This is a genomic window from Nocardioides sp. SLBN-35 (assembly GCF_006715725.1).
Lineage (GTDB): Bacteria > Actinomycetota > Actinomycetes > Propionibacteriales > Nocardioidaceae > Nocardioides.
The window spans coordinates 4,083,327-4,106,042 of record NZ_VFNU01000001.1; the positions used below are offsets into that span (position 1 = coordinate 4,083,327).

General features: G+C 71.4%; 23 protein-coding genes. 8 read left to right on the forward strand and 15 right to left on the reverse strand.

Annotated features, from left to right (window positions below):
* Positions 1-88: 88 nt before the first annotated feature.
* Positions 89-751, reverse strand: a complete 663-nt coding sequence (locus FBY23_RS19725; RefSeq protein ID WP_141799696.1) for a YitT family protein — start codon at positions 749-751, stop codon at positions 89-91.
* A 61-nt stretch (positions 752-812) separates the two neighbouring features.
* Here FBY23_RS19725 and FBY23_RS19730 point away from each other — a divergent pair, with 61 nt between their 5' ends.
* Positions 813-2,270, forward strand: coding sequence for a PLP-dependent aminotransferase family protein (locus tag FBY23_RS19730; protein ID WP_141799697.1), 1,458 nt, complete (start codon positions 813-815; stop codon positions 2,268-2,270).
* A 175-nt stretch (positions 2,271-2,445) separates the two neighbouring features.
* Here FBY23_RS19730 and serA read toward each other — a convergent pair whose 3' ends face one another.
* The 4 genes from serA to efeU all read right to left on the reverse strand — a co-directional run bounded on the left by serA (position 2,446) and on the right by efeU (position 7,452).
* Positions 2,446-4,035 (reverse strand): phosphoglycerate dehydrogenase, encoded by a 1,590-nt coding sequence (gene serA / locus FBY23_RS19735; protein WP_141799698.1) that lies wholly within the window; start codon positions 4,033-4,035, stop codon positions 2,446-2,448.
* A gap of 77 nt (positions 4,036-4,112) precedes the next feature.
* A complete protein-coding gene (efeB, locus tag FBY23_RS19740) occupies positions 4,113-5,378 on the reverse strand; it encodes an iron uptake transporter deferrochelatase/peroxidase subunit (protein WP_141801165.1) in 1,266 nt (421 codons plus the stop codon).
* Entirely contained in the window at positions 5,375-6,586 is a 1,212-nt protein-coding gene (efeO, locus tag FBY23_RS19745; RefSeq protein WP_141799699.1) for an iron uptake system protein EfeO, read from the reverse strand. Before efeO ends, efeB begins: the two co-directional genes overlap by 4 nt.
* Before the next feature lie 2 nt (positions 6,587-6,588).
* On the reverse strand, positions 6,589-7,452 hold the full coding sequence (gene efeU, locus FBY23_RS19750) for an iron uptake transporter permease EfeU (protein WP_141799700.1): 864 nt from the start codon (positions 7,450-7,452) through the stop codon (positions 6,589-6,591).
* 179 nt (positions 7,453-7,631) lie between these two features.
* Between efeU and FBY23_RS19755 the strand changes: the two genes are divergently transcribed.
* The gene (locus FBY23_RS19755; RefSeq protein ID WP_141799701.1) at positions 7,632-8,084 is read left to right on the forward strand and encodes a MaoC family dehydratase; all 453 of its coding nucleotides are present in this window, start codon (positions 7,632-7,634) and stop codon (positions 8,082-8,084) included.
* A gap of 4 nt (positions 8,085-8,088) precedes the next feature.
* On the opposite strand, the gene FBY23_RS19760 is transcribed toward FBY23_RS19755, so the two are convergent.
* Complete coding sequence (locus FBY23_RS19760) at positions 8,089-8,733, reverse strand: DsbA family oxidoreductase (protein WP_141799702.1); 645 nt, start codon at positions 8,731-8,733, stop codon at positions 8,089-8,091.
* 210 nt (positions 8,734-8,943) lie between these two features.
* On the opposite strand from FBY23_RS19760, the gene FBY23_RS19765 reads away from it, so the two are divergent.
* The 4 genes from FBY23_RS19765 (at position 8,944) to FBY23_RS19780 (ending at position 14,284) form a co-directional block, all read left to right on the forward strand.
* Positions 8,944-9,879, forward strand: a complete 936-nt coding sequence (locus FBY23_RS19765; protein WP_141799703.1) for an ABC transporter ATP-binding protein — start codon at positions 8,944-8,946, stop codon at positions 9,877-9,879.
* Positions 9,876-10,694: an ABC transporter permease gene (locus FBY23_RS19770; RefSeq protein WP_141799704.1), complete on the forward strand. Its 819-nt coding sequence runs from the start codon at positions 9,876-9,878 to the stop codon at positions 10,692-10,694. The genes FBY23_RS19765 and FBY23_RS19770 overlap by 4 nt, the downstream gene beginning before the upstream one ends.
* A 207-nt stretch (positions 10,695-10,901) precedes the next feature.
* Positions 10,902-13,778 (forward strand): PKD domain-containing protein, encoded by a 2,877-nt coding sequence (locus tag FBY23_RS19775; protein WP_141799705.1) that lies wholly within the window; start codon positions 10,902-10,904, stop codon positions 13,776-13,778.
* Positions 13,779-13,849: 71 nt separating this feature from the next.
* Positions 13,850-14,284, forward strand: coding sequence for an EamA family transporter (locus FBY23_RS19780; protein WP_141799706.1), 435 nt, complete (start codon positions 13,850-13,852; stop codon positions 14,282-14,284).
* On the opposite strand, the gene FBY23_RS19785 is transcribed toward FBY23_RS19780, so the two are convergent.
* Both FBY23_RS19785 and FBY23_RS19790 read right to left on the reverse strand, forming a co-directional pair.
* Complete coding sequence (locus FBY23_RS19785) at positions 14,285-14,677, reverse strand: VOC family protein (protein ID WP_141799707.1); 393 nt, start codon at positions 14,675-14,677, stop codon at positions 14,285-14,287.
* 70 nt (positions 14,678-14,747) lie between these two features.
* Positions 14,748-15,029 (reverse strand): helix-turn-helix domain-containing protein, encoded by a 282-nt coding sequence (locus FBY23_RS19790; protein ID WP_260806094.1) that lies wholly within the window; start codon positions 15,027-15,029, stop codon positions 14,748-14,750.
* Between the two features lie 163 nt (positions 15,030-15,192).
* Between FBY23_RS19790 and FBY23_RS19795 the strand changes: the two genes are divergently transcribed.
* Positions 15,193-15,567 carry a DUF6907 domain-containing protein gene (locus FBY23_RS19795; RefSeq protein WP_141799709.1) on the forward strand — a complete coding sequence of 125 codons (375 nt, stop codon included), beginning with the start codon at positions 15,193-15,195 and terminating at the stop codon, positions 15,565-15,567.
* Positions 15,568-15,634: 67 nt separating this feature from the next.
* Here FBY23_RS19795 and ilvC read toward each other — a convergent pair whose 3' ends face one another.
* The 6 genes from ilvC to FBY23_RS19825 form a co-directional block, all read right to left on the reverse strand.
* Positions 15,635-16,660 (reverse strand): ketol-acid reductoisomerase, encoded by a 1,026-nt coding sequence (gene ilvC, locus FBY23_RS19800; RefSeq protein WP_141799710.1) that lies wholly within the window; start codon positions 16,658-16,660, stop codon positions 15,635-15,637.
* Positions 16,661-16,745: 85 nt separating this feature from the next.
* Positions 16,746-17,288, reverse strand: a complete 543-nt coding sequence (gene ilvN, locus FBY23_RS19805) for an acetolactate synthase small subunit (RefSeq protein ID WP_141799711.1) — start codon at positions 17,286-17,288, stop codon at positions 16,746-16,748.
* Positions 17,288-19,063: an acetolactate synthase large subunit gene (locus FBY23_RS19810; protein ID WP_141799712.1), complete on the reverse strand. Its 1,776-nt coding sequence runs from the start codon at positions 19,061-19,063 to the stop codon at positions 17,288-17,290. The genes ilvN and FBY23_RS19810 overlap by 1 nt, the downstream gene beginning before the upstream one ends.
* Positions 19,064-19,306: 243 nt before the next feature.
* Positions 19,307-20,104, reverse strand: a complete 798-nt coding sequence (locus tag FBY23_RS19815) for a CHAD domain-containing protein (RefSeq protein ID WP_160158298.1) — start codon at positions 20,102-20,104, stop codon at positions 19,307-19,309.
* Positions 20,105-20,159: 55 nt separating this feature from the next.
* A complete protein-coding gene (locus FBY23_RS19820; protein ID WP_141799714.1) occupies positions 20,160-20,477 on the reverse strand; it encodes a hypothetical protein in 318 nt (105 codons plus the stop codon).
* Between the two features lie 65 nt (positions 20,478-20,542).
* Positions 20,543-20,959 (reverse strand): VOC family protein, encoded by a 417-nt coding sequence (locus FBY23_RS19825; protein WP_141799715.1) that lies wholly within the window; start codon positions 20,957-20,959, stop codon positions 20,543-20,545.
* A gap of 62 nt (positions 20,960-21,021) precedes the next feature.
* On the opposite strand from FBY23_RS19825, the gene FBY23_RS19830 reads away from it, so the two are divergent.
* Complete coding sequence (locus FBY23_RS19830) at positions 21,022-22,005, forward strand: SGNH/GDSL hydrolase family protein (protein WP_260806595.1); 984 nt, start codon at positions 21,022-21,024, stop codon at positions 22,003-22,005.
* Between the two features lie 7 nt (positions 22,006-22,012).
* Here the strand turns inward: FBY23_RS19830 and FBY23_RS19835 are convergent, their stop codons facing one another.
* Positions 22,013-22,714 carry a GNAT family N-acetyltransferase gene (locus FBY23_RS19835; RefSeq protein WP_141799717.1) on the reverse strand — a complete coding sequence of 234 codons (702 nt, stop codon included), beginning with the start codon at positions 22,712-22,714 and terminating at the stop codon, positions 22,013-22,015.
* Positions 22,715-22,716: the final 2 nt, after the last annotated feature.

The window sequence follows — 22,716 nt, forward strand, 5'->3', positions numbered from 1 at the left end:
GCGAACCCTCTCCTCATGCAGGGTCAGGCGGGCAAATCAGGGTCCGGTTCAGGGATCCCACCGACTTCCCGGGCGCCGCGGCTGCGGGTCAGGAGTCCAGCTCCACCAGGAACCACGGCATCATCCACTGCGCGATCGGCCCGATGGTGAGCGCGTACGCGACCGTGCCGAGGCCGAGCGTGCCGCCGAGGACCAGGCCGATCAGGACCACGGCGACCTCGATGCAGGTGCGGACCAGCCGGATCGAGAGTCCGGTACGGCGGTGCAGGCCGGTCATCAGGCCGTCGCGGGGGCCGCGGCCCAGCTGGGCGCCGATGTAGAGGGCGGTGGCGAGGCCACACAGGACGATGCCGCCGACCATGAAGGCGATCCGGACGGCGAGGTTGTCGGGGGCGTCGAACATCGCCAGTGTGAGGTCGGCGGACAGGCCGACCACGATCGCGTTGGAGATGGTGCCGAGGCCGGGCTTCTCGCGCAGCGGGATCCACAGCACGAGGACCACGAAGCTGAACAGCACGACGGCCTGGCCCAGCGTGATCGGGACGTGGCGGATGAATCCGGAGTGCAGCACGTCCCACGGCGCCAGGCCGATGTCGCCGAGCACCATGAGGGCCAGGCTGACGCCGTAGAGGTACAGCCCGACGTACAGCTGGACGAGGCGGCGCGGCAGCCGTCCCGCGCGGAGCTGGGCGACGGGGCCGAGGTCGGCGAGCTGGACGGCGGCCCGAGGGGCAGGGGCGGCGATCGACATGACACCAGCGTGAGGGGGATTGGACTGTTCTGAAATAGCCAATCATGGGAGAGTGGCCTGTATGGAGCAGTCCACTTCGCTGTCAGCCACGCGCCTGGCCGCGCTCGTCGAGGGCTTCGACCGGTCGCCGGCGTACGTCGGACTGGCCGACGCGCTGCGCGAGCTGATCGGCGACGGCCGGATCGGCTACGGCACCCGGCTGCCGAGCGAGCGCGACCTGACCGACGCGCTCGGGGTCTCCCGGACGACGGTGACCCGGGCCTATGCGGTGCTGCGCGACTCGCAGTACGCCGAGGCGCGGCAGGGTGCGGGCACCTTCACCCGGCTGCCCGGCGGCCGCACCCGCGCACTCGACCGGGCGCTGTGGCCCAGCGACGTCGGCAACGGCGTCATCGACCTGGTCTGCGCGGCGGCGACCGCTCCCCCGGGCATCGCGGCGGTGTACGCCGACGCGGCGGCCGACCTGCCCGCGCACCTGGGCGGACACGGCTACTTCCCCGCCGGGATGCCCGACCTGCAGGCCGCCGTCGCGGCGACGTACGACGCCCGCGGACTACCGACCGCACCCGAGCAGATCATCGTCACCCCGGGTGCGCTCGCGGCGACCGCGGTGATCGGCAGCGCGCTGGCGGGCCCGCGGGACCGGGTGCTGATGGAGTCGCCGACGTACCCCAACGCCGTGCAGGCGCTGCGCACCGGCGGCGGGCGGCTGACCACGATCGCGCTGGACCCGTCCGGCTGGGACCTCGACGCCGTCACCGCGACCGTGACCCGGCACAGGCCGCGGCTGGTCCACGTGATGCCGGACTTCCACAACCCGACCGGGCTGGTGATGTCCGAGCCCGACCGGGAGCGGTACGCGCGGCTGCTCGCCGGCCATGACGCCGTCCCCGTCGTCGACGAGGCGCACCACCTGCTGGCGCTCGACGACGACGCCCACGCGGGCACGCCGTTCGCGGCGCTGGCGAAGGACGCGGTCTGCGTGGGCAGCGCGAGCAAGAGCATCTGGGGCGGCCTGCGGCTGGGCTGGATCCGCGCGCCGCACGCGCTCGTGGACCGCCTGACCCGGGCCCGGGTCGGGCTCGACCTCGGCGTACCCGTGCTCGAGCAGCTGGTGCTGACCCGACTGCTGACCGGCGACCTCGAGCCGGTGCTGCGCGGCCAGCGGGCGCGGCTGCGTGAGCAGCGCGACGCGATGGCCGGCGCGCTCGCCGAGCACCTGCCCGACTGGGAGTTCCGCACTCCGGCCGGCGGGATGGCCCTGTGGTGCCATCTGCCCGTCGCCGGCGCGACCGCGCTGTCGACCGAGGCGGAGCGGCACGGCGTACTCCTCGCGCCCGGCCCGTCGTTCGCGCCCGAGGGCGGCCTGGACCGCTACATCCGGCTGCCCTACGCGATCGCGGCGCCCCAGCTGGTCGAGGCCGTACGACGCATCGCGGACGCCTGGGCCGTGGTCACCTCGCGCCGGGTCGGTGCGGCTGCCCCGCCGGTCGGGTCCGAGCCGTTCCTGGTGGCCTGACCGCTCCGTCGAGTTGCCGCAGACTCACCGTTGAGTTGCCGCAGACTCACCGTTGAGTTGCCGCAGACTCACCGTTGAGTTGCCGCAGACTCACCGTTGAGTTGCCGCAGACTCACCGTCGAGTTCGGCAACTCGACGGTGAGGACGGGGCAACTCAATGGTGAGGACGGGCGGATCAGGCCAGGTCGACCGCGTGGATCGACGTGGCCTCGATGGCCGTCTCGATCTGCGCGAGCGCGTCGGCCGGGATGGCGGAGTCGACGGACAGCGCGACCAGCGCCTCGCCGCCCTTCGTCTCGCGAGAGACCTGCATGCCGGCGATGTTGACCAGGGCGTCGCCGAGGATCTGGCCGACCGTGCCGACCATGCCGGGCCGGTCGACGTACGTGAAGAACGCGAGATGCTCGGTGGGCTCGATGTCGACGAGGTAGCCGTTGACCTCGACCAGCCGCTCCTTCTGGGCGATGCCGACCAGGGTGCCGCTCACGGAGACCTGGGTGCCGTCGGCGAGGGTGCCGCGCAGGGTGATCAGGTTGCGGTGGTCGCCGCTCTCGCCATCCATCACCAGGCGTACGACGATGCCGCGCTCGGCCGCGAGCAGCGGCGCGTTGACGAAGGAGACCTGCTCCTCGACGACGTGGGCGAACACGCCCTTGAGTGCGGCGAGCTCGAGCACCTTGACGTCGTGCTCGGCGATCTCGCCGCGGACCTCGACGTCCAGCTGCTGGGCGACCTCGCCGGCGACGGCGGTGAAGATCTGGCCGAGCTTCTCCGTCAGCGGGATGCCGGGGCGCACGTCCTCGGCGATGACACCGCCCTGGACGTTGACCGCGTCGGGGACCAGCTCACCGGACAGGGCGAGGCGGACCGACCTGGCCACCGCGATGCCGGCCTTCTCCTGGGCCTCGTCGGTGGAGGCACCGAGGTGGGGGGTGGCGACGACGTTCTCGAGCTCGAAGAGCGGGCTGTCGGTGCAGGGCTCCTGGGTGAAGACGTCGAGCCCGGCGGCCGCGATGCGACCGGTCTTGAGGGCGTCGTACAGCGCGCCCTCGTCGACGATGCCGCCGCGCGCGGCGTTGACCAGGACCAGCGACGACTTGGCCTTCGCGAGCGCGTCGGCGTCGATCAGGCCCACGGTCTCGGCGGTCTTGGGCAGGTGGACCGACATGAAGTCGGACTCGGTCATCAAGGTGTCGAGGTCGACGAGGCGCACGCCGACCTGGGCGGCCCGGCCGGCCTGGACGTAGGGGTCGTAGGCGATCACGGTCATGCCGAACGCCGCGAGGCGCTGGGCGACCAGGACGCCGATCCGGCCGAGGCCGACGATGCCGACGGTCTTCTCGAACAGCTCGATGCCGGTGTACTTCGACCGCTTCCACTCGCCGCCCCGCAGGGAGGCGTGGGCCGGCGAGACGTGGCGGGCGGCGGCGAGCATCAGCGCGACGGCGAGCTCGGCGGCCGAGACGATATTGGAGGTCGGGGCGTTCACGACCATCACGCCTGACTGGGTCGCGGCCTTCACGTCGACGTTGTCGAGGCCGACCCCGGCCCGCGCGACGACCTTGAGCCGGGCGGCGGCGGCCAGCGCCTCGGCGTCGACCCTGGTCGCGGACCGCACCAGGATCGCGTCGGCATCGGCGATCGCCGCCAGCAGCTCGGCGCGGTCGGCCCCGTTGCAGGTGCGGATCTCGAAGTCCGGCCCCAGCGCCTCGACGGTGGCGGGGCTCAGCTCTTCGGCGATGAGTACGACGGGGCGAGCGGTCACAGCGATGTCCTTCGCGAGGTGGTGCGGGAGAAGGCGTGGCACGACGCTGTGCGACCCCGCCAGCCTACCCGCTCCGCTCAGGCGAAGAGGGCCTGTCCGACGTACTCCCCCCTGCCGGTGCCGGGAGGTACGGCGAACAGCGCCTGGCCGGTGAAGCGGAGGTACTCCATCAGCGCGTCGGACTTCGACATCGCCCGCTGTAGCGGGATGAAGTGGGTCCGCGGGTCGCGGAGGTAGGCGATGAAGAACAGGCCCGCGTCGAGGCCGCCGACGTCGTTGCTGCCGTCGACGAAGTTGTAGCCGCGGCGCAGGATCCGCACCCCGTCGTTCGTCTCGGGATGCACGACGCGGACGTGGGAGTCGACCGGGATGATCGACCCGGCACTCCCCTGCATCGAGAAGTCCGGGTCGGACATCTCCTCGCCACCGGACAGCGGCGCGCCCGTGCCCTTGGTGCGGCCGACGAACTGCTCCTGGGACTCCAGCGACTGCCGGTCCCAGACCTCGATGGTCATGTTGATCCGGCGGGTCACGAGGTACGAGCCGCCCGCCAGCCAGGCGGCCTTCGGGTCGTCGCCGGCCCCGACCCACACGTGCTCGTCGAGGGCCTCGCGCTCCTCCGCCTTGATGTTGGCGGTGCCGTCCTTGAAGCCGAACAGGTTGCGCGGCGTGGACTGGCTGGTCGAGGTGGTCGAGGTGCGGCCGAATCCGAGCTGGGACCAGCGCACGGCCGTCGTACCGAACCCGATCCGGACCAGGTTGCGGATGGCGTGCACGGCGACCTGCGGGTCGTCGGCGCAGGCCTGGATGCAGATGTCGCCGTCGCTGCGGGCCGGGTCGAGCACGTCGGCGGAGAACTTCGGCAGCTGCTCGAGCGCCTCCGGGCGGCGATCCGCGATGCCGAACCGGTCCTTGCCATCGGCGTCGACGAACAGTCCCGGGCCGAACCCGAAGGTGATCGTGAGCCGGCTCGGCGGCAGGTCCAGGGCCTCGCCGGTGTCGTCCGGTGGCGCGTTGCCCGGGCCGTCGACCGCACCGACCGGGCCGGCGGACTCGCCCGAGGTCATCCGGGCGGCGGCCTCGGTCCAGGCCTTCAGCAGCGCGATGAGCTCGTCGCGGTCCTCGGTCGTCACGTCGAGCGCGACGAAGTGCAGCCGGTCCTGGGCGGGTGTGACGATGCCCGCCTGGCGCTCGCCGTGGAAGGGGTACGACGCCGTCGGCGCCGCGACCTTCGCGGGGTCGGGTGCCGCGATCCGTCCGGCCGCGAAGGCGCCGGCCACCCCGGCGGCGGCCGCGCCACCGCCGAGGAGACCGCGCCGGCTGACGCGGGACCTGGCAGTCAGGAGGTCACCGCCGCGGTGAGCTTCGAGAGCGGCTCGGACAGCGCGTTGACGGCGTCGGTCATCTTCTTCGTGTCGGCCGGCTCCAGCGCGGTGTAGAGCACGAAGCCGTCGCCGTCGCGGTACTCGTCGAGCACCGCCTGCAGCGCGTCGAACTTCGCGGTCAGCTCTTCGGCGAGGGCCGGGTCCTTGGCCTCGAGCAGCCCCTGGACGCCCTCGTAGGCCACGCGCGCGCCGTCGACGTTGGCCTGGAAGTCCCACAGGTCGGTGTGCGACCAGGCCTCCTCCTCGCCGGTGATCTTGCCGTTCGCGACCTCCTCGAGCAGGCCGATCGAGCCGTTGGCGATCGCGTCGATCGGGTAGGTCAGCGCGTCGCTGCCGGTGGCCTGGATCCGCTTGTCGAGCTCGGTGACGTTGGCGAGCAGGTCGTCGCCGTACGTCGTGCGCTCGGCGGGCTTCAGCGCGGTGTAGCCCTTGGCGTCCTGCGGCCACAGGTCCTTCTCGATGCGGTGCCAGCCGGTCCACTTCTCACCGGCGGCGAAGTCGACGTCGGCTTCGCGCGCGTCGGTCTTGGGGTCGAGGTCGCCGAAGGACTCGGCGACGGTCTCGATCCGCTCCCAGTGCTCGCGGGCGACCGGGTAGAGCGCCCGGGCCTCGTCGTCCTTTCCGCCCTCGTAGAGCTGGACGAACTCCTTGGTCTTCTCCAGCAGCTGGGCGGACTGGTCCTGCACGTAGGCGCGGTAGTTGGCCTGCGCCTGGTCGATCAGCTCCTGGTCGGACGCGCTGACCTGCTCCTGCTCGGAGTGGGTGACGGTGAACGGGGCCCGGATGCCCTCGCCGACCATGCCCGGCTTGCAGGCGGTGAAGTAGTCGCCCTCGGGGGCGTTCACGGTGAGCTTCTTGGTCAGGTTCGGCCCGATGTTCTCGACCTCGCCGACGATGCGCAGGCCGTCGGCGCCGAGCAGGTAGAACTCGGTGACGTCGGAGCCGGTGTTGGTGACGTCGAAGCTCAGCGTGCCGGCCGGAGCCTTGGTCGCCGACAGCTCGCAGGCGTCGGCGCTCGAGCCGACGCTCAGTGTGCGGGCGTCACCGCCCTTCTTCCCGTCCTCCCCGGAGGAGGCGTTCTCGGTGCAGGCGGCGAGCATCGGCACGACGGCCAGGGCGGTCACCGAGGCAACGAGGGTCCTCGCCGCGATGGGGGTCTTACGCATCATCAGTGCTCCTGAAGCTGACGGGAGGGACGGGCCGGACGCGTGCTGCGGGTCCGGAGGAGGAAGAGTGCGCCCACGGGGACGACGTACAGCACCCAGGCGGTGGCCTCGAGCCAGGTCGTCGCGGGCGAGAAGTTGAAGACGCCCTTGAGCAGGGTGCCGTACCAGGACGACGGCGGGATCGCGTCGGAGACGTCGAAGGCCAGGTTGTGCAGGCCGGGGAGGATCCCCGCCTCCTGGAGGTCGTGCAGGCCGTAGGCCAGGACACCACCGGCGACCAGGATGAGGAAGGCGCCGGTCCAGGTGAAGAACACGGTGAGGTTGAGGCGGATCGCGCCCCGGTAGATGAGGTAGCCGAGGGCGACGGCGACCAGGATGCCGAGCATCGCGCCGACCAGGGGCTCCCAGGTCGGGGTCACCGACCCGACCGTGTCGCGGGTGCCGGCCTGGGTGGCCGCCCACAGGAAGAGCGCGGTCTCGAGGCCCTCACGGCCCACGGCGAGCATCGCGACGACGACCAGCGACCAGCGCCCGCCCTCGGCGGCCTTGTCGATCTGGCCGCGGAGCTCGGAGCCGAGCCCGCGGGCCGCGGTCGACATCCAGAAGATCATCCAGGTGACGAACGCGACGGCGACGATCGACAGGGTGCCGCCGATCGCCTCCTGTGCCTCGAAGGTCAGGCCGCGCGGGCCGAAGGTCAGGGCGGCGCCGAAGGCGAGGGCAACAGCGACGGCGATGCCGACGCCCGCCCAGATCCGCGGCAGCAACTCACGGCGCTCCGACTTGACGAGGTAGGCCACCAGGATGCTGACGACCAGCGCGGCCTCGAGGCCTTCGCGTAGTCCGATCAGGAAGTTGGCGAGCACGAACGTCGAGGGTACTCCGCATGGTTAGCCTTGCCTAATGGAGGCTGTCCTCACCTGCCGCGTCCGCGGACGTGGCGCCCCAGGACGTGAGACGACGGCGCGGCGGTGGCTGACCGTCGTACCTGTTGCGTCCTAAGGTCGAGGCACCAGGGTTCGCCGTCGACGAAGGAGTCAAGGCCATGCGCGTGTTCACGACGTTCGAGGAGCTCACCGAGGCCGCCGGGACCGATCTCGGGACCAGCGACTGGGTCACCATCGACCAGCGCCGGGTCAACCAGTTCGCCGACGCGACCGGCGACCACCAGTGGATCCACGTCGACCTGGAGCGGGCCAAGGAGGGACCGTTCGGCGGCACCATCGCCCACGGCTACCTCACCCTGTCACTCGTGCCGTGGCTCGGCAGCCAGGTGTTCACGCTGCGTACGCCGGGCGCCAAGCTCAACTACGGCGTCAACAAGGTCCGCTTCCCCGCGCCGTTGCTGGTCGGCAAGCGGATCCGGCTGCACGTGACGATGGGCGAGGTCGTCGACATCCCCAGCGGCAAGCAGCTCACCGTGCACCACACGATCGAGATCGAGGACGAGGCCAAGCCGGCCTGCGTCGCCGAGACGGTGGTCCTGCTGCTGCCGTGACAGGTCAGGCCGTGACGCGCGACTCCCACGCCTGGGCGAGCGCCTGCTCGAACAGCTCGGTCGGCTGCGCGCCGGAGATGCCGAAGCGGCCGTCGAGGACGAAGAACGGGACACCGCTCGAGCCGTACACCCGGGCCTGGGCCACGTCGGCCATCACCTCGTCGCGGTACTCGTCACTGCCGAGGACCTGCTCGACCCGCTCGGCGGGGAGCCCGGCCGCGGCGGCCGCACGACGCAGCACGTCGTGGTCGCCGAGGGACTCGCCGCGGGTGAAGTACGCCGCGAGGACCTGCTCCATCAGCTCGTGCTGGCGCCCGACCGCCGCAGCCAGGTGGAGCAGGCGGTGCGCGGTGAGCGTGCGCGCGTGCAGCGCGTCGGCGTGGGCGAACTCCAGGCCCTCCCCCGCGGCGACCTCGTCGGCGCGGGCCATCATCGCGCGGGTGCCCGCCTCGTCGGCACCGAACTTGCGGCCGAGCACCTGCACCGTGGTCTCGGTGCCGACCTCGGGCGCGAACGGGTCCAGCTCGTAGGAGCGGTAGACCACCTCGACCTCGTCACGGTGCTCGAACGAGGCGAGCGCCCGCTCCAGGCGGCGCTTGCCGATGTAGCACCACGGACACACGACGTCGGCCCAGATCTCGATACGCACGACGGGTGCAACGCGTCGTACCCCTGATTGCTTCCCAGGGCCGGCGCGGAGCGCGGACCTGGGAAAAGTCGGTGGTTGAGGTGCCGGCTGAGCTTGCGAAGCCGCCTCGAAACCCCGGCGGACCCCTAGGGGCCCCGGGGTCGAGGTCAGGGGCGGGTCAAGGGATCTGCCCGAAGCGCCGAGGGGCCGGGCGGCGACAGGCTTCGGGACATGATCACAGTCGAGTCCCTCAGCAAGTCGTACGGCAGCTTCACCGCCGTCGACGACGTGTCGTTCACCGCCGCGCCCGGCCGCGTCACCGGGTTCCTCGGGCCCAACGGCGCCGGAAAGTCCACCACCATGCGGGTGATGGTCGGCCTGACCGCGCCCGGCAGCGGTGAGGTCCGGGTCCTCGGGCGCCGCTTCGCCGAGCTGCCCGACCCGGGCCGAGAGGTCGGCGTCCTGCTGGACGCGTCGGCCCAGCACGCGGGTCGGACCGGTCGCGAGATCCTCACCATCGCCGCCCTCACCATGGGCCTGCCGCGCACCCGCGTCGACGAGATGCTCGAGCGGGTCAGCCTCACGCCGGACGAGGCCAGCCGCAGGGTCCGCAACTACTCGCTCGGCATGCGGCAGCGGCTGGGCATCGGTACGGCGCTCCTCGGCAACCCCGAGGTCCTCATCCTCGACGAGCCCGCCAACGGCCTCGACCCGGCCGGCATCCGCTGGATGCGCGACCTGCTGCGCGACTTCGCCGACCAGGGCGGCACCGTGCTGCTCTCCTCGCACCTACTGCACGAGATCGAGGTCATCGCCGACGACCTGGTCGTGATCGGCAACGGCCGGATCGTCGCCCAGGGCACCAAGGAAGAGCTGCTCGCCGGCGCCGGCACCCTGGTCCGGGCAGCCGACGGCAACGCCCTGGCCGGCGCGCTCGTCACCGCCGGGATCACCGCCCGGCCCACCTCCGGCGGCGCCGTGCTCGCCGAGGCCGACCTGACCCGTGTCGGCCAGGCCGCCTTCGCCGCCGGCATCGCCGTGACCGAGCTGCGCGCCGCCGACGGCGCCGGGCTCGAGGAGATGTTCCTGGCCCTCACCGCCGAGAGCCAGCGCGAGACCGTCACCAACCAGCAGGCCACCACCACCACGCAAGGAGCAGCGGCATGACCGCCACGACCATCGACGCCGCACCGGGCGTCGTACCGACCACCGAGCGGACGCGTCCCGTGCCGGCCCGGACCCCGTTCAGCCGGGTGCAGCGTGTCGAGCTGCGCAAGATGTTCGACACCCGCTCCGGCTTCTGGCTGATGGCGAGCATCGTGATCACCTCGGTGATCGCGACCACGCTCACCGTCATCCTCGGCGACCGCGACACCCTCGACTTCGAGGACTTCGCCGCCTCGATCGGCTCGCCGATGTCGATCATCCTGCCGATCATCGGCGTCCTCGCGGTCACCAGCGAGTGGAGTCAGCGCACCGCCCTGACGACCTTCACGCTCGTCCCGCAGCGTCGCCGCGTGCTCGCCGCCAAGGTGGTCAACACCCTGCTCATCGGCGCGGTCTCGATGCTCGTCGCCCTCGGCGTCGGCGCCCTCGGCAACCTGGTGACCTCCTTGATCACCGGCAACGACCCGATCTGGAACATCTCCGTCGCGACGTTCGCCCAGATCGTGCTCGCCAACGAGCTCGGCATGCTGCTCGGCCTCACCCTGGGCCTGCTCTTCCGCAACTCCCCCGCGGCGATCGTCGGCTACTTCGTGGCCATCCTGGTGCTGCCCGGCCTGTCCGGCGCGCTGGCCTCGGTCCAGGAGTGGTGGGCGGACAACGCCGGCTGGTTCGACCTCAACGAGACCCGCTTCCTGCTCTTCGACGGCGGCCTCACCAGCCACGACTGGGCGCAGCTCGGCGTCACGTCGGCGCTGTGGATCGTGCTCCCGCTCCTCATCGGAACCCGGCTGGTGCTGCGCTCCGAGGTGAAGTAGCGCGACCCGGCACGAAGTGGTCCCGGATTTCCGCTGACCCGGCAGAAAGTGTCTCGCAAGAAAAGACACTTTCTGCCGGGTCGGCGCGGTCTACGAGCCACTTCGCGCCGGGTCAGCGTGCAGTCAGATGCCCAACATGGGTGAGTCGCCATCAACGCGAACGTGCGAGCGTCGTGGGGTCTCGACAGACTCACTTGGGGGCCAACCGTGCGCAGTCGTCCTGTCCGCATCGTCCTGCTCGTCGCGGCCGTGGTGGCCGCCCTTCTCGGCGCCGCCGGCGCGGGACAGTCACCCGCGCAGGCACAGCCCGCGCACCAGCGGCTGATCCCGTCGGCGGTGCCGGCCACGACGCCCAACATCCTGGACGGCAGGACGCTGGCGATCGCCGAGGTCGGGAGCAGGGTCTTCGTGGGTGGCACGTTCACCCTCGCGCAGAACCCGGGCACGAGCGCGCAGCTGCCGACGCCGTACCTGTTCGCCTATGACCGCGGCACCGGCGTCATCGACCCGGTGTTCGCGCCGGCGCTCGACGGCAGCGTGACCGCGATCGTCGCGTCGCCGGACGGCAGCGCGCTCTACGTGGCGGGCACCTTCAAGCTCGCCGGTACGACGAAGGTCCGCAACGTCATCAAGGTCAGCACCGCTACGGGAGCGCTCGTGCCGGGGTTCAAGAACCCCAGTCCCAACGGCAGCATCCTCGACCTCGCCCTCGTGGGCGACCGGCTGCTGCTGGCCGGCACGTTCACGACGGTCGCGACCCTGCCCCGGGCCGGGCTGGCCTCGCTGAACGCGGCCACCGGCGACGTGGACGAGTACCTGAAGATCGCCGTCGACACCAACCACAACTGGCCCTCCGGTACGGCGAAGGCGCCGGTCGGCGTCGGAAAGCTGGCCGCCAGCCCCGACGGGAGCCGGCTGGTCGCGATCGGCAACTTCAAGCACGCCGACGGGCTCGACCGAGACCAGGTCGTGCTGATCCGGCTCGGCGCCGACAACGCGTACGTCGATCCCGACTGGAAGACGCTGCGCTACACACCCGCCTGCAGCAAGAACTCCTTCGACTCCTACGTGCGCGACGTCGACTACTCCCCCGACGGCTCCTATTTCGTGATCGCCTCCAGCGGCGCCGGCTACAACGGCACCCTGTGCGACTCCGCGGCGCGCTTCGACACCGCGGTCACCGGGCAGGACGTGCAACCCACGTGGCAGGCCGCGACCGGTCAGGACTCGCTGCTCTCGGTCGCGATCGCCGACAACGTCGTCTACGTCGGCGGGCACCAGAAGTGGATGAACGCGATCCAGAGCGGCGCCGACGAGCAGGCCGGCCAGGTGCCGCGGCCCGGGCTCGCCGCGCTCGACCCGCAGAACGGCATCCCGCTGACCTGGAACCCGGGCCGGCACCCGCGCGGCATCGGTGCCGAGGAGCTGCTGGCGACCGACAACGGCGTCTACGTCGGCAGTGACACCGAGTACATCGGCAACGGCGAGTACCGCCGGGCCCGCCTCGCCTTCTTCCCTGTGGAAGGCGGGACGGCCCCGGTCTCCCAGGCCGACCCGGTACTGCCGCGCAGCCTCTACCGGCTCTCGGGGAGCACGGTCACCACCCGCCAGTTCTCGGGCAGCTCGATCACCGCGCCGAGCACGGTCACGACCACGGGCGGGGCCAGCTGGAACAACGTGCGGGGCGCGTTCATGGTCGGCTCCAAGCTGGTCTACGGCTCGACCGACAACAAGCTGCACTACCGCACCTTCGACGGCACGGCGTTCGGGCCGGACAACGTGATCGACCCCTACAACGACCCGTACTGGAGCAGTGTGACGACCAGCGGCGGTACGCAGACCTACCGCGGCCGGGTCCCCAACGTGTACGCACAGCTGTCCAACGTGACCGGCATGGCGTACGCCGACGGCCGGCTCTACTACACCCGCAGCCTGCAGGGAAAGGTGTTCTGGCGCTGGTTCTCGCCGCAGAGCCTGATCGTCGGGGCGGCGGAGTTCACCGTCCCGTCGTCGAACTTCCCCCTGCTCCAGGACGTCCGCAACCTGGTGTACGCCGACGGTCAGCTCTGGGCCGGCATGTCGACCAACCAGCTGTGGCGCCTGCCCGTCGCGGACGGCGTCACCAGTGGCGCCTGGACCCGGGTCAGCGGCAGCGGCATCGACACCAGCCCGGTGTGGTCGAGCGGCACCATGTTCCTCGGACCGCTCGCCAACCAGGTGCCGACCGCCGCGTTCACCCCGTCCTGCTCGGGCCAGTCCTGCTCCTTCGACGGCAGCGGCTCGACCGACCCCGACGGCACGATCACCTCGTGGGCGTGGACCTTCGGCGACGGCGGCACCGCGACCGGCGCCCAGCCCAACCACGTGTACGCCGCGCCGGGCAGCTACCCGGTCACGCTGACCGTGACCGACGAGAGCGGAGGCACCGGCACCACGACGCAGTCCGTCGATATCCAGGGCGGCACCAGCCAGGTCGGGTACCGCGACTCGACCGGCAAGGTCACCAACGCGACGAGCATCGTCTCGCCGATCCCCGCGACCGCGCAGGCCGGTGACGGCCTGGTCGCCGTGGTCTCGGCGGCCACGACCGTCGTACCGACGGCGCCGGCGGGCTGGACCCAGGTCGGAGCACCGGTCGCCACCGACGCGATGACGACGGTGGTCTGGCAGCGGGTGGCCGCGGCCGACGACGCGGGGCGCAACGTCACCGTCGGCTTCGGTGCCACGGCGGTGAAGGCGACGCTGAGCGTGCTGGCCTACTCGGGCACCGACCCGGGCGGCCCCGTCGCCGCCGTCGCCGGGCTCGCCGAGTCGGCCGCGACGACCACCCACCACAGTCCGCTGGTCGCCACGCCCGGCAACTGGGTGGTGACCGTGTGGGCCGACCGCTCCTCGACGACCACGGCCTTCGCCGAGCCCGTGGGCTCGTCGATGCGGCAGCGCCTGATCGGCGCCGGCGGCGGCCACACCGACCAGCTCGTCGCCGACAGCGGCGGACCTGTGGCCGCCGGTCAGTACGGGGACCAGGTCGCGACCGCCGACGCGGCCGCGAAGGGGACCAGCGTCACGATCGCGCTGCACTGACGTCTCCCTGCGCTAACGTCATTCGTTCCGTGGGCGCGCGCCCACGGAACGAATGACGTTACGGAGCGCACATGGAGCTGACCTCGGCCTGGTGGTTCTGGGCACTGCTGTCGGCGGTCTTCGCGGCCCTGACGGCGGTCTTCGCCAAGGTGGGCGTGAAGGACATCGACTCCGACGTCGCGACCTTCGTCCGCACCGTGGTCATCCTCGTGACGCTCGGCCTGATCCTGCTGGCACTGGGCAAGTTCCACTCCCCCGGTGAGGTCGGCGCCCGGACCTGGGTGTTCCTGGTGCTCTCCGGCCTCGCCACCGGCGCGTCCTGGATCTGCTACTTCCGCGCCCTCAAGGTCGGCGACGCCTCACTCGTCGCTCCGGTCGACAAGCTGAGCGTCGTGCTCGTCGCGATCTTCGGTGCGACGCTGCTCGGCGAGCGGCTCTCGCTCCTGCAATGGGGTGGGGTCGCGCTGGTCGGCGCGGGCGCGGTGCTGCTGGTGGTCAGCGGCTGATCAGCGACTGAACAGGCAGAAGGTGTGGCCCGCCGGGTCGACGTAGACCCGCAGCGGCTCGTCGGGGTCGTCGGACTGGTCGAAGCGGACGACGGCGCCCAGCTCGAGGGCGCGCTGGTGGTTGTCCTCGAGGTCGGCGCGGTCGTCGACCTGGAAGTCCAGGTGCAGCTGCTGCGCCACCTCGGCGCTCGGCCAGGTCGTGGCGGGGAGCTCGTCGACCTGCTGGAAGGACAGTCGCTCCCCGGCGGGACCGACGATCGAGCGCCAGTCGGTGAACTCCTCGATCTCGAACCCCTCGGGATAGGACCAACCGAGGAGGCGGCGGTAGAACTCAGCCAGCGTGGGGACGTCGGTGGTGTCGAGGACGGTGCTGCGCAGTCGTGGGTAGCCCATGGAGCCACCGTGCCACGGGACTCCGACACCGACACCGACACCGACACCGACACCGATGGTCCGGCCAGGTTCAGCGGGCGTCGGTCAGGTCCGGGTCGAAGTCGGGAAGCAGTCCGGCCAGGGGTACGTCGAGGACCTGGCTCAGCGAGACCAGGGTCAGCAGCTGCGGGTTCATCGGCGTACCGGGCCGGGACTCGCCCTTCTCGTACTTCTGGTAGGTGAAGCCGGCGATCCCGGCGAGATGGGCGACCCGTTCCTGGCTGAAGCCGCTCGCCATCCGCGCCCGCTGGAGGTTGAGGCCGAGCTCGCGCGCATAGGCCTGCCAGCTGATGTCCGCGCGCCTGCTCGCCACGCCCACCATCATCCCCGTATGGCCACCTCGCAGCGACCATACTGATATGGCATTCACGTCGCCCCGAGGGCTGTGGAGAAGGGATCGGCCGACGGCGCGTTGCGTCGGACGCGAGCCCTAGGCTCCATCGCGACGAGGGCAGGAGATCTTGGGAGTGAGGCGCATGATGGCAGCCGACGACCCCACGGGGACGCCCGGGGCGGACCCACCGCGGCCGTCCTGGCTGACCGGCCCCTGCCCAGGGTGGTGCACCCGGCAGCACGCCGAGGACGACCATCCCGAGGACCGCTACCACCAGAGCCAGCCGACGTTGGCCGCCGCGATCGCCGGGACGGGCGACGCCGTACCCGTGACCGCGTCCCTACTGCCGGCCACCCTCGCCGCGCGCGCCGGCCGGTACGCCGACGACGACCTCACCTGGCTCGTCGTCGAGCCGCTCGAGGGCCGGCCCTACCTGGTGATCACCGCCGCGTCGGCCCGTGGGCTCGTCCACGTCCTCCAGGAGCAGCTGCGCGGCCTCGACGCCGAGGCGGGCTGAGCCGCGAGGGCACCGGACGCGGAACGCCCCCGGATCCGAGTGGATCCGGGGGCGTTAGGCACGTGGGTCAGCGCGCGGCCGAGCCCTCGGTGTAGTCGTCGTCGGTGTGCGCCCACGAGAAGTGCGAGCGCAGGGTGCGGCCGACGGCCTCGATCGGGTGCTGGGCACCCTTCTCGCGCAGCGCCGTGAACTCCGGCGCGCCGGCGTCCTGGTCGGCGATGAAGCGCTCGGCGAACGCGCCGCTCTGGATGTCGGCGAGGACGGCCTGCATGTTCTCCTTGACCCGGGGGTCGATGACGCGCGGGCCCGAGACGTAGTCGCCGTACTCGGCGGTGTCGGAGACCGACCAGCGCTGCTTGGCGATGCCGCCCTCCCACATCAGGTCGACGATGAGCTTGAGCTCGTGGAGGACCTCGAAGTAGGCGATCTCGCCCTGGTAGCCGGCCTCGGTGAGGGTCTCGTAGCCGTACTGGATCAGCTGCGAGACACCACCGCACAGGACCGACTGCTCACCGAACAGGTCGGTCTCGGTCTCCTCGGTGAAGGTGGTCTTGATGACGCCGGCGCGGGTGCCGCCGATGCCCTTCGCGTAGGACTTCGCGAGGTCCCAGGCCTTGCCCGAGGCGTCCTGCTCGACGGCGATGATGTCCGGGATGCCGCGGCCGGCGACGTACTCGCGGCGCACGGTGTGGCCCGGGGCCTTCGGGGCGACCAGGATGACGTCGACGCCGGCCGGGGGCTGGATGTAGCCGAAGCGGATGTTGAAGCCGTGGCCGAAGACCAGGGTGTCGCCCTCGGCGAGCGCCGGCGCGATGTCGTCGGCGTACAGGTGGCGCTGCACCTGGTCGGGGGCGAGGATGACGATGACGTCGGCCTCCTCCGCGGCCTCGCGCGGGGTGAGGACACGCAGGCCCTCCTCCTCGGCCTTGGCGCGGCTCTTCGAGCCCTCCTTGAGGCCGACGCGGACGTCGACACCGGAGTCGCGCAGGTTCAGCGCGTGCGCGTGGCCCTGGCTGCCGTAACCGATGACGGCGACGTGCTTGCCCTGGATGAGGGACAGGTCGGCGTCGTCGTCGTAGTAGATCTCAGCCACGTCGGGCTTCTCCTTGCTGGTTGGGGTGGTGATGGGGTTGGTCTGCTGGTTCCCGGGGTTTCGAGACGGTCGCTGCGCGACCTCCTCAACCTCCGGATGCGGCAGGCGGCACCGGTACGGCGACGGGCTTGCTGCGCTCCGAGATGGAGCGCGGCCCGCGGCCGATGGCCACCATGCCGGACTGCACGAGCTCGCGGATCCCGAAGGGCTCCAGCACGCGCAGGAAGTCGGCGATCTTGCCGTCGTTCCCGACGATCTGCATGGTGATCGCGTCCGAGGCGACGTCGATGACCTTCGCCCGGAACAGCTGGACGACGTCGAGGACCTCACCGCGGGTCTCCGCCGTGGCGGCGACCTTGACGAGCACCAGCTCGCGGTTGACCGACGCGGTCGGGTCGAGCTCGACGATCTTGATGACCTCGACCAGCTTATTGAGCTGCTTGGTGACCTGCTCGAGCGGCGAGGACTCGACGTTGACCACGATCGTCATCCGCGAGATCTCGTCGTGCTCGGTCGGGCCGACCGCGAGCGACTCGATGTTGAAGCCGCGGCGGCTGAACAGCGCGGAGATCCGCGCCAGCACGCCGGGCTTGTCCTCGACGAGGACGGACAGGGTGTGCTTGGCCATCAGAGATCGTCCTCATCGAACTGGGGCGCGAGGTCGCGCGCGTACTTGATGTCGTCGTTGCTGGTGCCGGCGGCGACCATCGGCCACACCATGGCGTCACGGTGGACCCGGAAGTCGACGACCACGGGCACGTCGTTGATCTCCATCGCCTTCGCGATGGTCGCGTCGACGTCGTCGGGCGACTCGCAGGCCAGGCCCACGCAGCCGTAGGCGTCGGCCAGCTTCACGAAGTCGGGGATCCGCTTGGAGTGCAGGTCGGTGTTGGAGTAGCGCGAGTTGTAGAACAGCGTCTGCCACTGGCGCACCATGCCGAGCGACTCGTTGTTGATGACCGCGACCTTGATCGGGATGTTGTTGATCGCGCAGGTGGCGAGCTCCTGGTTGGTCATCTGGAAGCAGCCATCGCCGTCGACCGACCACACGGTCTGGTCGGGCATCGCGACCTTCGCGCCCATCGCGGCCGGCACGGAGAAGCCCATGGTGCCGAGGCCGCCGGAGTTGATCCAGGTGTTGGGGCGCTCGTAGCCGACGAAGTGGGCGGCCCACATCTGGTGCTGGCCGACGCCCGCGGTGTAGATCGTGTCGGGGCCCGAGATGGCACCGAGCCGCTCGAGGACGTACTGCGGCGCGAGGCCGCCGTCAGCCGGGCGGTCGTAGCCGAGCGGGTACTTCTTCTTCACGCCGGCGCAGAACGCGACCCAGCCCTCGTAGTCGCCGGTGTTGCCGGCCTCCTGCTCGGTGCGCAGGGTGGTGATCAGGTCGACCAGGACCTCGCGGACGTCGCCCACGATCGGGACGTCGGCGTAGCGGTTCTTGCCGATCTCGGCCGGGTCGATGTCGGCGTGGATCACCTTGGCGCCGGGCGCGAACGAGTCGAGGTTGCCGGTGACTCGGTCGTCGAAGCGGGCGCCGAGGCTGATGATCAGGTCGCTCTTCTGCAGCGCCGCGACGGCCGCCACGGTGCCGTGCATGCCGGGCATACCGAGGTGCTGCGGGTGACTGTCGGGGAACGCGCCGCGCGCCATCAGCGTGGTGACCACCGGAATCCCGGTGAGCTCGGCGAGGGCGAGCAGCTCCTTGGAGGCGCCGGAGCGGATGGTGCCGCCGCCGACGTACAGGACCGGCTTGCGGGCCTCGAGCATGAGGCGCGCGGCCTCGCGGATCTGCTTGGCGTGCGGGCGGGTCACCGGGCGGTAGCCGGGCAGGTTGAGCTCGGTCGGCCACTGGAAGGTGGTGCTGGACTGCAGCGCCGACTTGGTGACGTCGACCAGGACCGGGCCCGGGCGGCCGGTGGAAGCGATGTGGAAGGCCTCGGCGATCTTGGTCGGGATCTCCGCGGGGTCGGTCACCAGGAAGCTGTGCTTGGTGATCGGCATCGTGATGCCGCGGATGTCAGCCTCCTGGAAGGCGTCCGTGCCGATCAGCGAGGCGCCGACCTGGCCGGTGATCGCGACCATCGGCAGGGAGTCCATGTGGGCGTCGGCGAGCGGTGTGACCAGGTTGGTCGCACCGGGTCCGGACGTCGCCATACACACGCCGACCCGGCCGGACGCGGCGGCGTACCCCTGCGCGGCGTGGCCCGCACCCTGCTCGTGGCGCACGAGGATGTGGCGGATGCTGCTGTCCATCAGCGGGTCGTAGGCCGGGAGGATCGCGCCGCCCGGAATGCCGAAGATGTCGGTGACACCGGCCGCCTCGAGGGACCGGACCAGGCTCTGCGCGCCGGTGATGCCGTCTGCCTTGGGATTGGCGCCCGAGCCCTGCTGCTCACTCATCCGAGTCGTTCCTTGTCTGCTGTGGTGGGCTGAACTGCTGGTCGTAACTCAACAAAAAACCCCTCGGTTGCTGGGCAACGAGGGGTGGACGCGCTGGCGATTGACTGACGGATTGTCCTGGTCAGGATCAGCCGGCGCGTCCGGTGCGTACGAGAAGCAGGTCATGCATGGAATCACCGTAGCCGCCGCACGTCGTGCCGTCGAACCAGTGTCCCACACGTCTCAGATGGCAAGACAGCAGTCTCAGGATTCGTCCGTCGCGCCGTCGAGCGAACGGAGCACGGCGAGGTCCCCCGGCAGGCCCTCGAGGGCGCGGCTGGCCCCCGCCTCGACCTGGGCGACCACGACCGCCGGCGCACCGGCCGACCACAGGTACCGGGCGAGCAGGAGGGCGTCGCGGTGGTCGCCGAGGCGGCCCTGGACGTCCTTGCCCGCGCGGGCGAGATCGGCGGCACCGACCGCCTCGGCGACGTGGCGCAGCCGGCGCGCGGCCTTGCGGACGTCGTGGGAGGCCTCCCCCACGGCCGCGCGGTCCAGCACCCGCTCCAGCTCGCGGCGCAGCACCCTCGCCCTCACCCGGTCGGCGCGACGCCGGGCACGGTCGGTCACCGGAACCTCCTCGCCCCACGTCGCGAGGAGGTGGTCCAGCGCCACCGCGTCCGGCGACCCGTGCCACGCGACGAGGACCGCGTGCGCACCGTCGTGCGCGGCGAGGAGCGGCTCCACCAGGGTCGGCTCGAGATCGGTCCGCCCGAGCGCCGCGAGGACCCGCCGGCAGTCCTCGGCCCGGACCTCCAGATCGCGTCCGGCCCCCAGCAGGGTGCCGTACGACGCCAGGTGGCCGCGCAGCTCCCGCGCCGGCCGCCTCTCGACGTACCGCTCGAACCCGGCCAGCACGTTGCGCAACCGGCGAACCGACGTGCGCAGCCGGTGGACGGCGTCGGGTGCGTCGGCCAACGCCGGCTCCCGCCCGTCACGGATGTCGGCGACCAGGTCGCAGATCACCGTCGAGAGCAGGTCGCCTGCCGAGGTGTCCGCCACGCCTCCCATTCTGGCGGACACCCCGTCCGGGCGTCAGGAGCGCCGCAGGCCCAGCTCAGCGCAGCGAGCCCAGCAGCAGCCGGATCCCGACCGGCATCGGCTTGCCCCAGTCGCCGTCGAGGGCGGTCACCGGGATGTTGTCGCTGGCCAGCGCCGTGGTGTCGGCGTTCGGCCGGGTCTCTGTCGCCGGCGCACCCGCCGAGAGGAGGTAGGTGCCGCCCGTGGCCGGCACGTCGCCCGCGTAGGTCAGGCCGAGGTCGCTGCTGCGGCCGACGTCGGCTTTGACCGCGCGGCCGAGGCGCTCGCCCGGACCGACGAACGGGAAGTTCACGTTGAGCACCAGGTCGTCGGCCAGCAGGTCGCGGCGCACCACGCCGCCCAGCAGCTCGACCGTGAACTCAGCCGCCTGCGTCGGCTCCCCTGTTGAGTTGTGGCTGCTCAGGGCAGCACCACCTCCCCCACGGGTCCGGGGTTGTAGGCGACTTCCCACCGGTAGCCGTCGGGGTCGGCGAAGTAGCCGGAGTAGCCGCCCCAGTCGCGCTCCCGGGCGGGGTGCACCTCGGGCGCGCCGGCCGCCCGCGCCGCCTCGAGCACCTCGTCGACGCCCTCGGGCGTCGGCATGTTGTGGGAGATCGTGATCGGGGCGACGCCCGGCCCGCGCATGGTCGCCCCCACCTCGGCCTCGAAGTGGCTGCGTCCCCAGAAGGACAGGACGAGCAGCTGGCCCGCCTTGAACATGAGCACCTCGCCGGGCACGTCGAGCTCGGGCACCCAGCCCAGGCCGTCGCGGTAGAAGCGCCGGGTGGCGTCGAGGTCGTCGGCCGCGAGGGTGATGAAGCTGATCCGCTGGTCCATGCCTCCACCCAAGCACCGGCCCCCGACAGTGACCGCGGTCACCTCCACTCGTTGTGGAGAACATGCTCCCGCGTCGTACCACCACCCTGCGCGTCCTGCTCGGGTCCCTGGCCCTGGCGGTCCCGGTCCTCGCCGTCGCGGCGCCCGCGCCCACGCTGGCAGCGGACCAGCCCGCCTACGACGAGTACGTCGCGCTGGGCGACTCGTGGTCGGCCGATGTCGTCCTCCTCGACAAGGACGGGCTGCCGGACGCGACGTACGCGCCGATCGACTGCGCCCAGTCGCACCGCAACTACCCCAAGCTGGTGGGCCGGCAGCTCGGCGTCACGACGTTCCGCGACGCGACCTGCGGCTCCGCGACGACCGACGACTTCACGCAGCCGCAGAAGCTGCCGCTCGGCGGCGTGAACCCACCCCAGTTCGACCGCCTCACGCCCACCACGGACCTGGTCACGGTCGGCATCGGCGGCAACGACGCAGGGGTCGCGAGCGCGGCGATGTCGTGCATCTCGCTCTCGCCGATCGGCCTCCCGGCACCCACGCTGCCCTTGCCCGGGGTGCTGCCCCTCGTCGACCTCTCGCAGCCGCCGCTGGGGGCCTGCAAGGAGCGGTTCACCGCCGGCGGGGTCGACCAGCTCGCGGCCGCGATCGAGGCGTCCGAGGACAAGGTGGTCGGCGCGCTCGAGGAGATCCACCGCCGCTCGCCCGAGGCCCGGGTGCTGCTGGTCAACTACCTCGACGCGATCCCGCAGCGCGGCTGCTGGCCGGTCGTGCCGATCACGAACCCCGACATGGCCTACCTGCACGACACCTTCGCCAAGCTCAACGCGATGCTCGTGCGGGCCGCCGGCCGCGGCGGCGCGGAGCTGGTCGACACGCACCCGCTCAGCACCGGGCACCACGTGTGCACCGGCCCGCTGACCCGGTACGTCGAGGGGCTCGGCGTGATCTCGCTCAACGGCCTCGCCGTCGCCGTACCCGCGCACCCGAACTCCGCCGGCGCGCGGGCCCAGGCGCAGTCCGTGCTGCAGGTGCTCGGACGCTAGGCCCTGCCTAGCGCGCGACGGAGAGCGCAGTGCGCTGCCGGCCCGCGTCGTCGAAGTTCGCCGGGTCGAGCCACTGCTCGTGGGCCGCGCACACCGCAGGCCACTCGTCGTCGGTGACCGAGAACCAGTCAGTGTCGCGGTTGCGTCCCTGGGTGACCATGTGGTTGCGGAAGCGACCCTCCTCGACGAAGCCCAGGCGGAGTGCGGCCTTCCGCGACGGCTCGTTGAGGCTGTCGCACTTCCACTCGAAGCGCCGGTAGCCGAGGTCGAAGGCGTTGCGCATCAGCAGGTGGATCGCCTCGGTGGCGGCACGGGTGCGCTGCAGCGCGCGGCCGAAGAGGACGCCGGCGACCTCGACCTGGCCGTGGCCGGTCTCGATGCGCATGTACGACGCGATGCCGGCCGCCGTACCGGCGGCCTCGCCCTCCAGCGGGACGAGCGCGAAGGTCACCATGGCGGGGTCGTCGAGGTGGGCGGCGAGATGCATCCACAGCTCGGGCAGGGTGCGCGGCCTCGGGATCGGCCGGTAGGTCCACAGGTCGGCGTCGTCGTCGCCACAGGTCGCCGCGAAGAGCTCGGCGTAGCGGGCCGAGCCCAGCGGTTCGACCGCGACATAGCGGCCGTGCAGCAGGACCGGCTCGGGCCACGGCCGCGGCTCCCAGCCCGGGATCGGGGCACCGAGCCCCTGGCCGTGCGCGTTGGTCTCCATCG

Excerpts from the sequence above, each read along its gene's own strand:
- FBY23_RS19780 (WP_141799706.1), top strand. The coding sequence starts at position 13,850 with ATGGAGCTGACCTCGGCCTGGTGGTTCTGGGCACTGCTGTCGGCGGTC.
- FBY23_RS19835 (WP_141799717.1), bottom strand. The coding sequence starts at position 22,714 with ATGGAGACCAACGCGCACGGCCAGGGGCTCGGTGCCCCGATCCCGGGC.
- ilvN (WP_141799711.1), bottom strand. The coding sequence starts at position 17,288 with ATGGCCAAGCACACCCTGTCCGTCCTCGTCGAGGACAAGCCCGGCGTG.
- efeO (WP_141799699.1), bottom strand. The coding sequence starts at position 6,586 with ATGCGTAAGACCCCCATCGCGGCGAGGACCCTCGTTGCCTCGGTGACC.
- FBY23_RS19810 (WP_141799712.1), bottom strand. The coding sequence starts at position 19,063 with ATGAGTGAGCAGCAGGGCTCGGGCGCCAATCCCAAGGCAGACGGCATC.
- FBY23_RS19765 (WP_141799703.1), top strand. The coding sequence starts at position 8,944 with ATGATCACAGTCGAGTCCCTCAGCAAGTCGTACGGCAGCTTCACCGCC.
- FBY23_RS19725 (WP_141799696.1), bottom strand. The coding sequence starts at position 751 with ATGTCGATCGCCGCCCCTGCCCCTCGGGCCGCCGTCCAGCTCGCCGAC.
- FBY23_RS19755 (WP_141799701.1), top strand. The coding sequence starts at position 7,632 with ATGCGCGTGTTCACGACGTTCGAGGAGCTCACCGAGGCCGCCGGGACC.
- FBY23_RS19730 (WP_141799697.1), top strand. The coding sequence starts at position 813 with ATGGAGCAGTCCACTTCGCTGTCAGCCACGCGCCTGGCCGCGCTCGTC.
- FBY23_RS19785 (WP_141799707.1), bottom strand. The coding sequence starts at position 14,677 with ATGGGCTACCCACGACTGCGCAGCACCGTCCTCGACACCACCGACGTC.
- FBY23_RS19795 (WP_141799709.1), top strand. The coding sequence starts at position 15,193 with ATGATGGCAGCCGACGACCCCACGGGGACGCCCGGGGCGGACCCACCG.
- FBY23_RS19830 (WP_260806595.1), top strand. The coding sequence starts at position 21,022 with ATGCTCCCGCGTCGTACCACCACCCTGCGCGTCCTGCTCGGGTCCCTG.
- FBY23_RS19825 (WP_141799715.1), bottom strand. The coding sequence starts at position 20,959 with ATGGACCAGCGGATCAGCTTCATCACCCTCGCGGCCGACGACCTCGAC.
- FBY23_RS19770 (WP_141799704.1), top strand. The coding sequence starts at position 9,876 with ATGACCGCCACGACCATCGACGCCGCACCGGGCGTCGTACCGACCACC.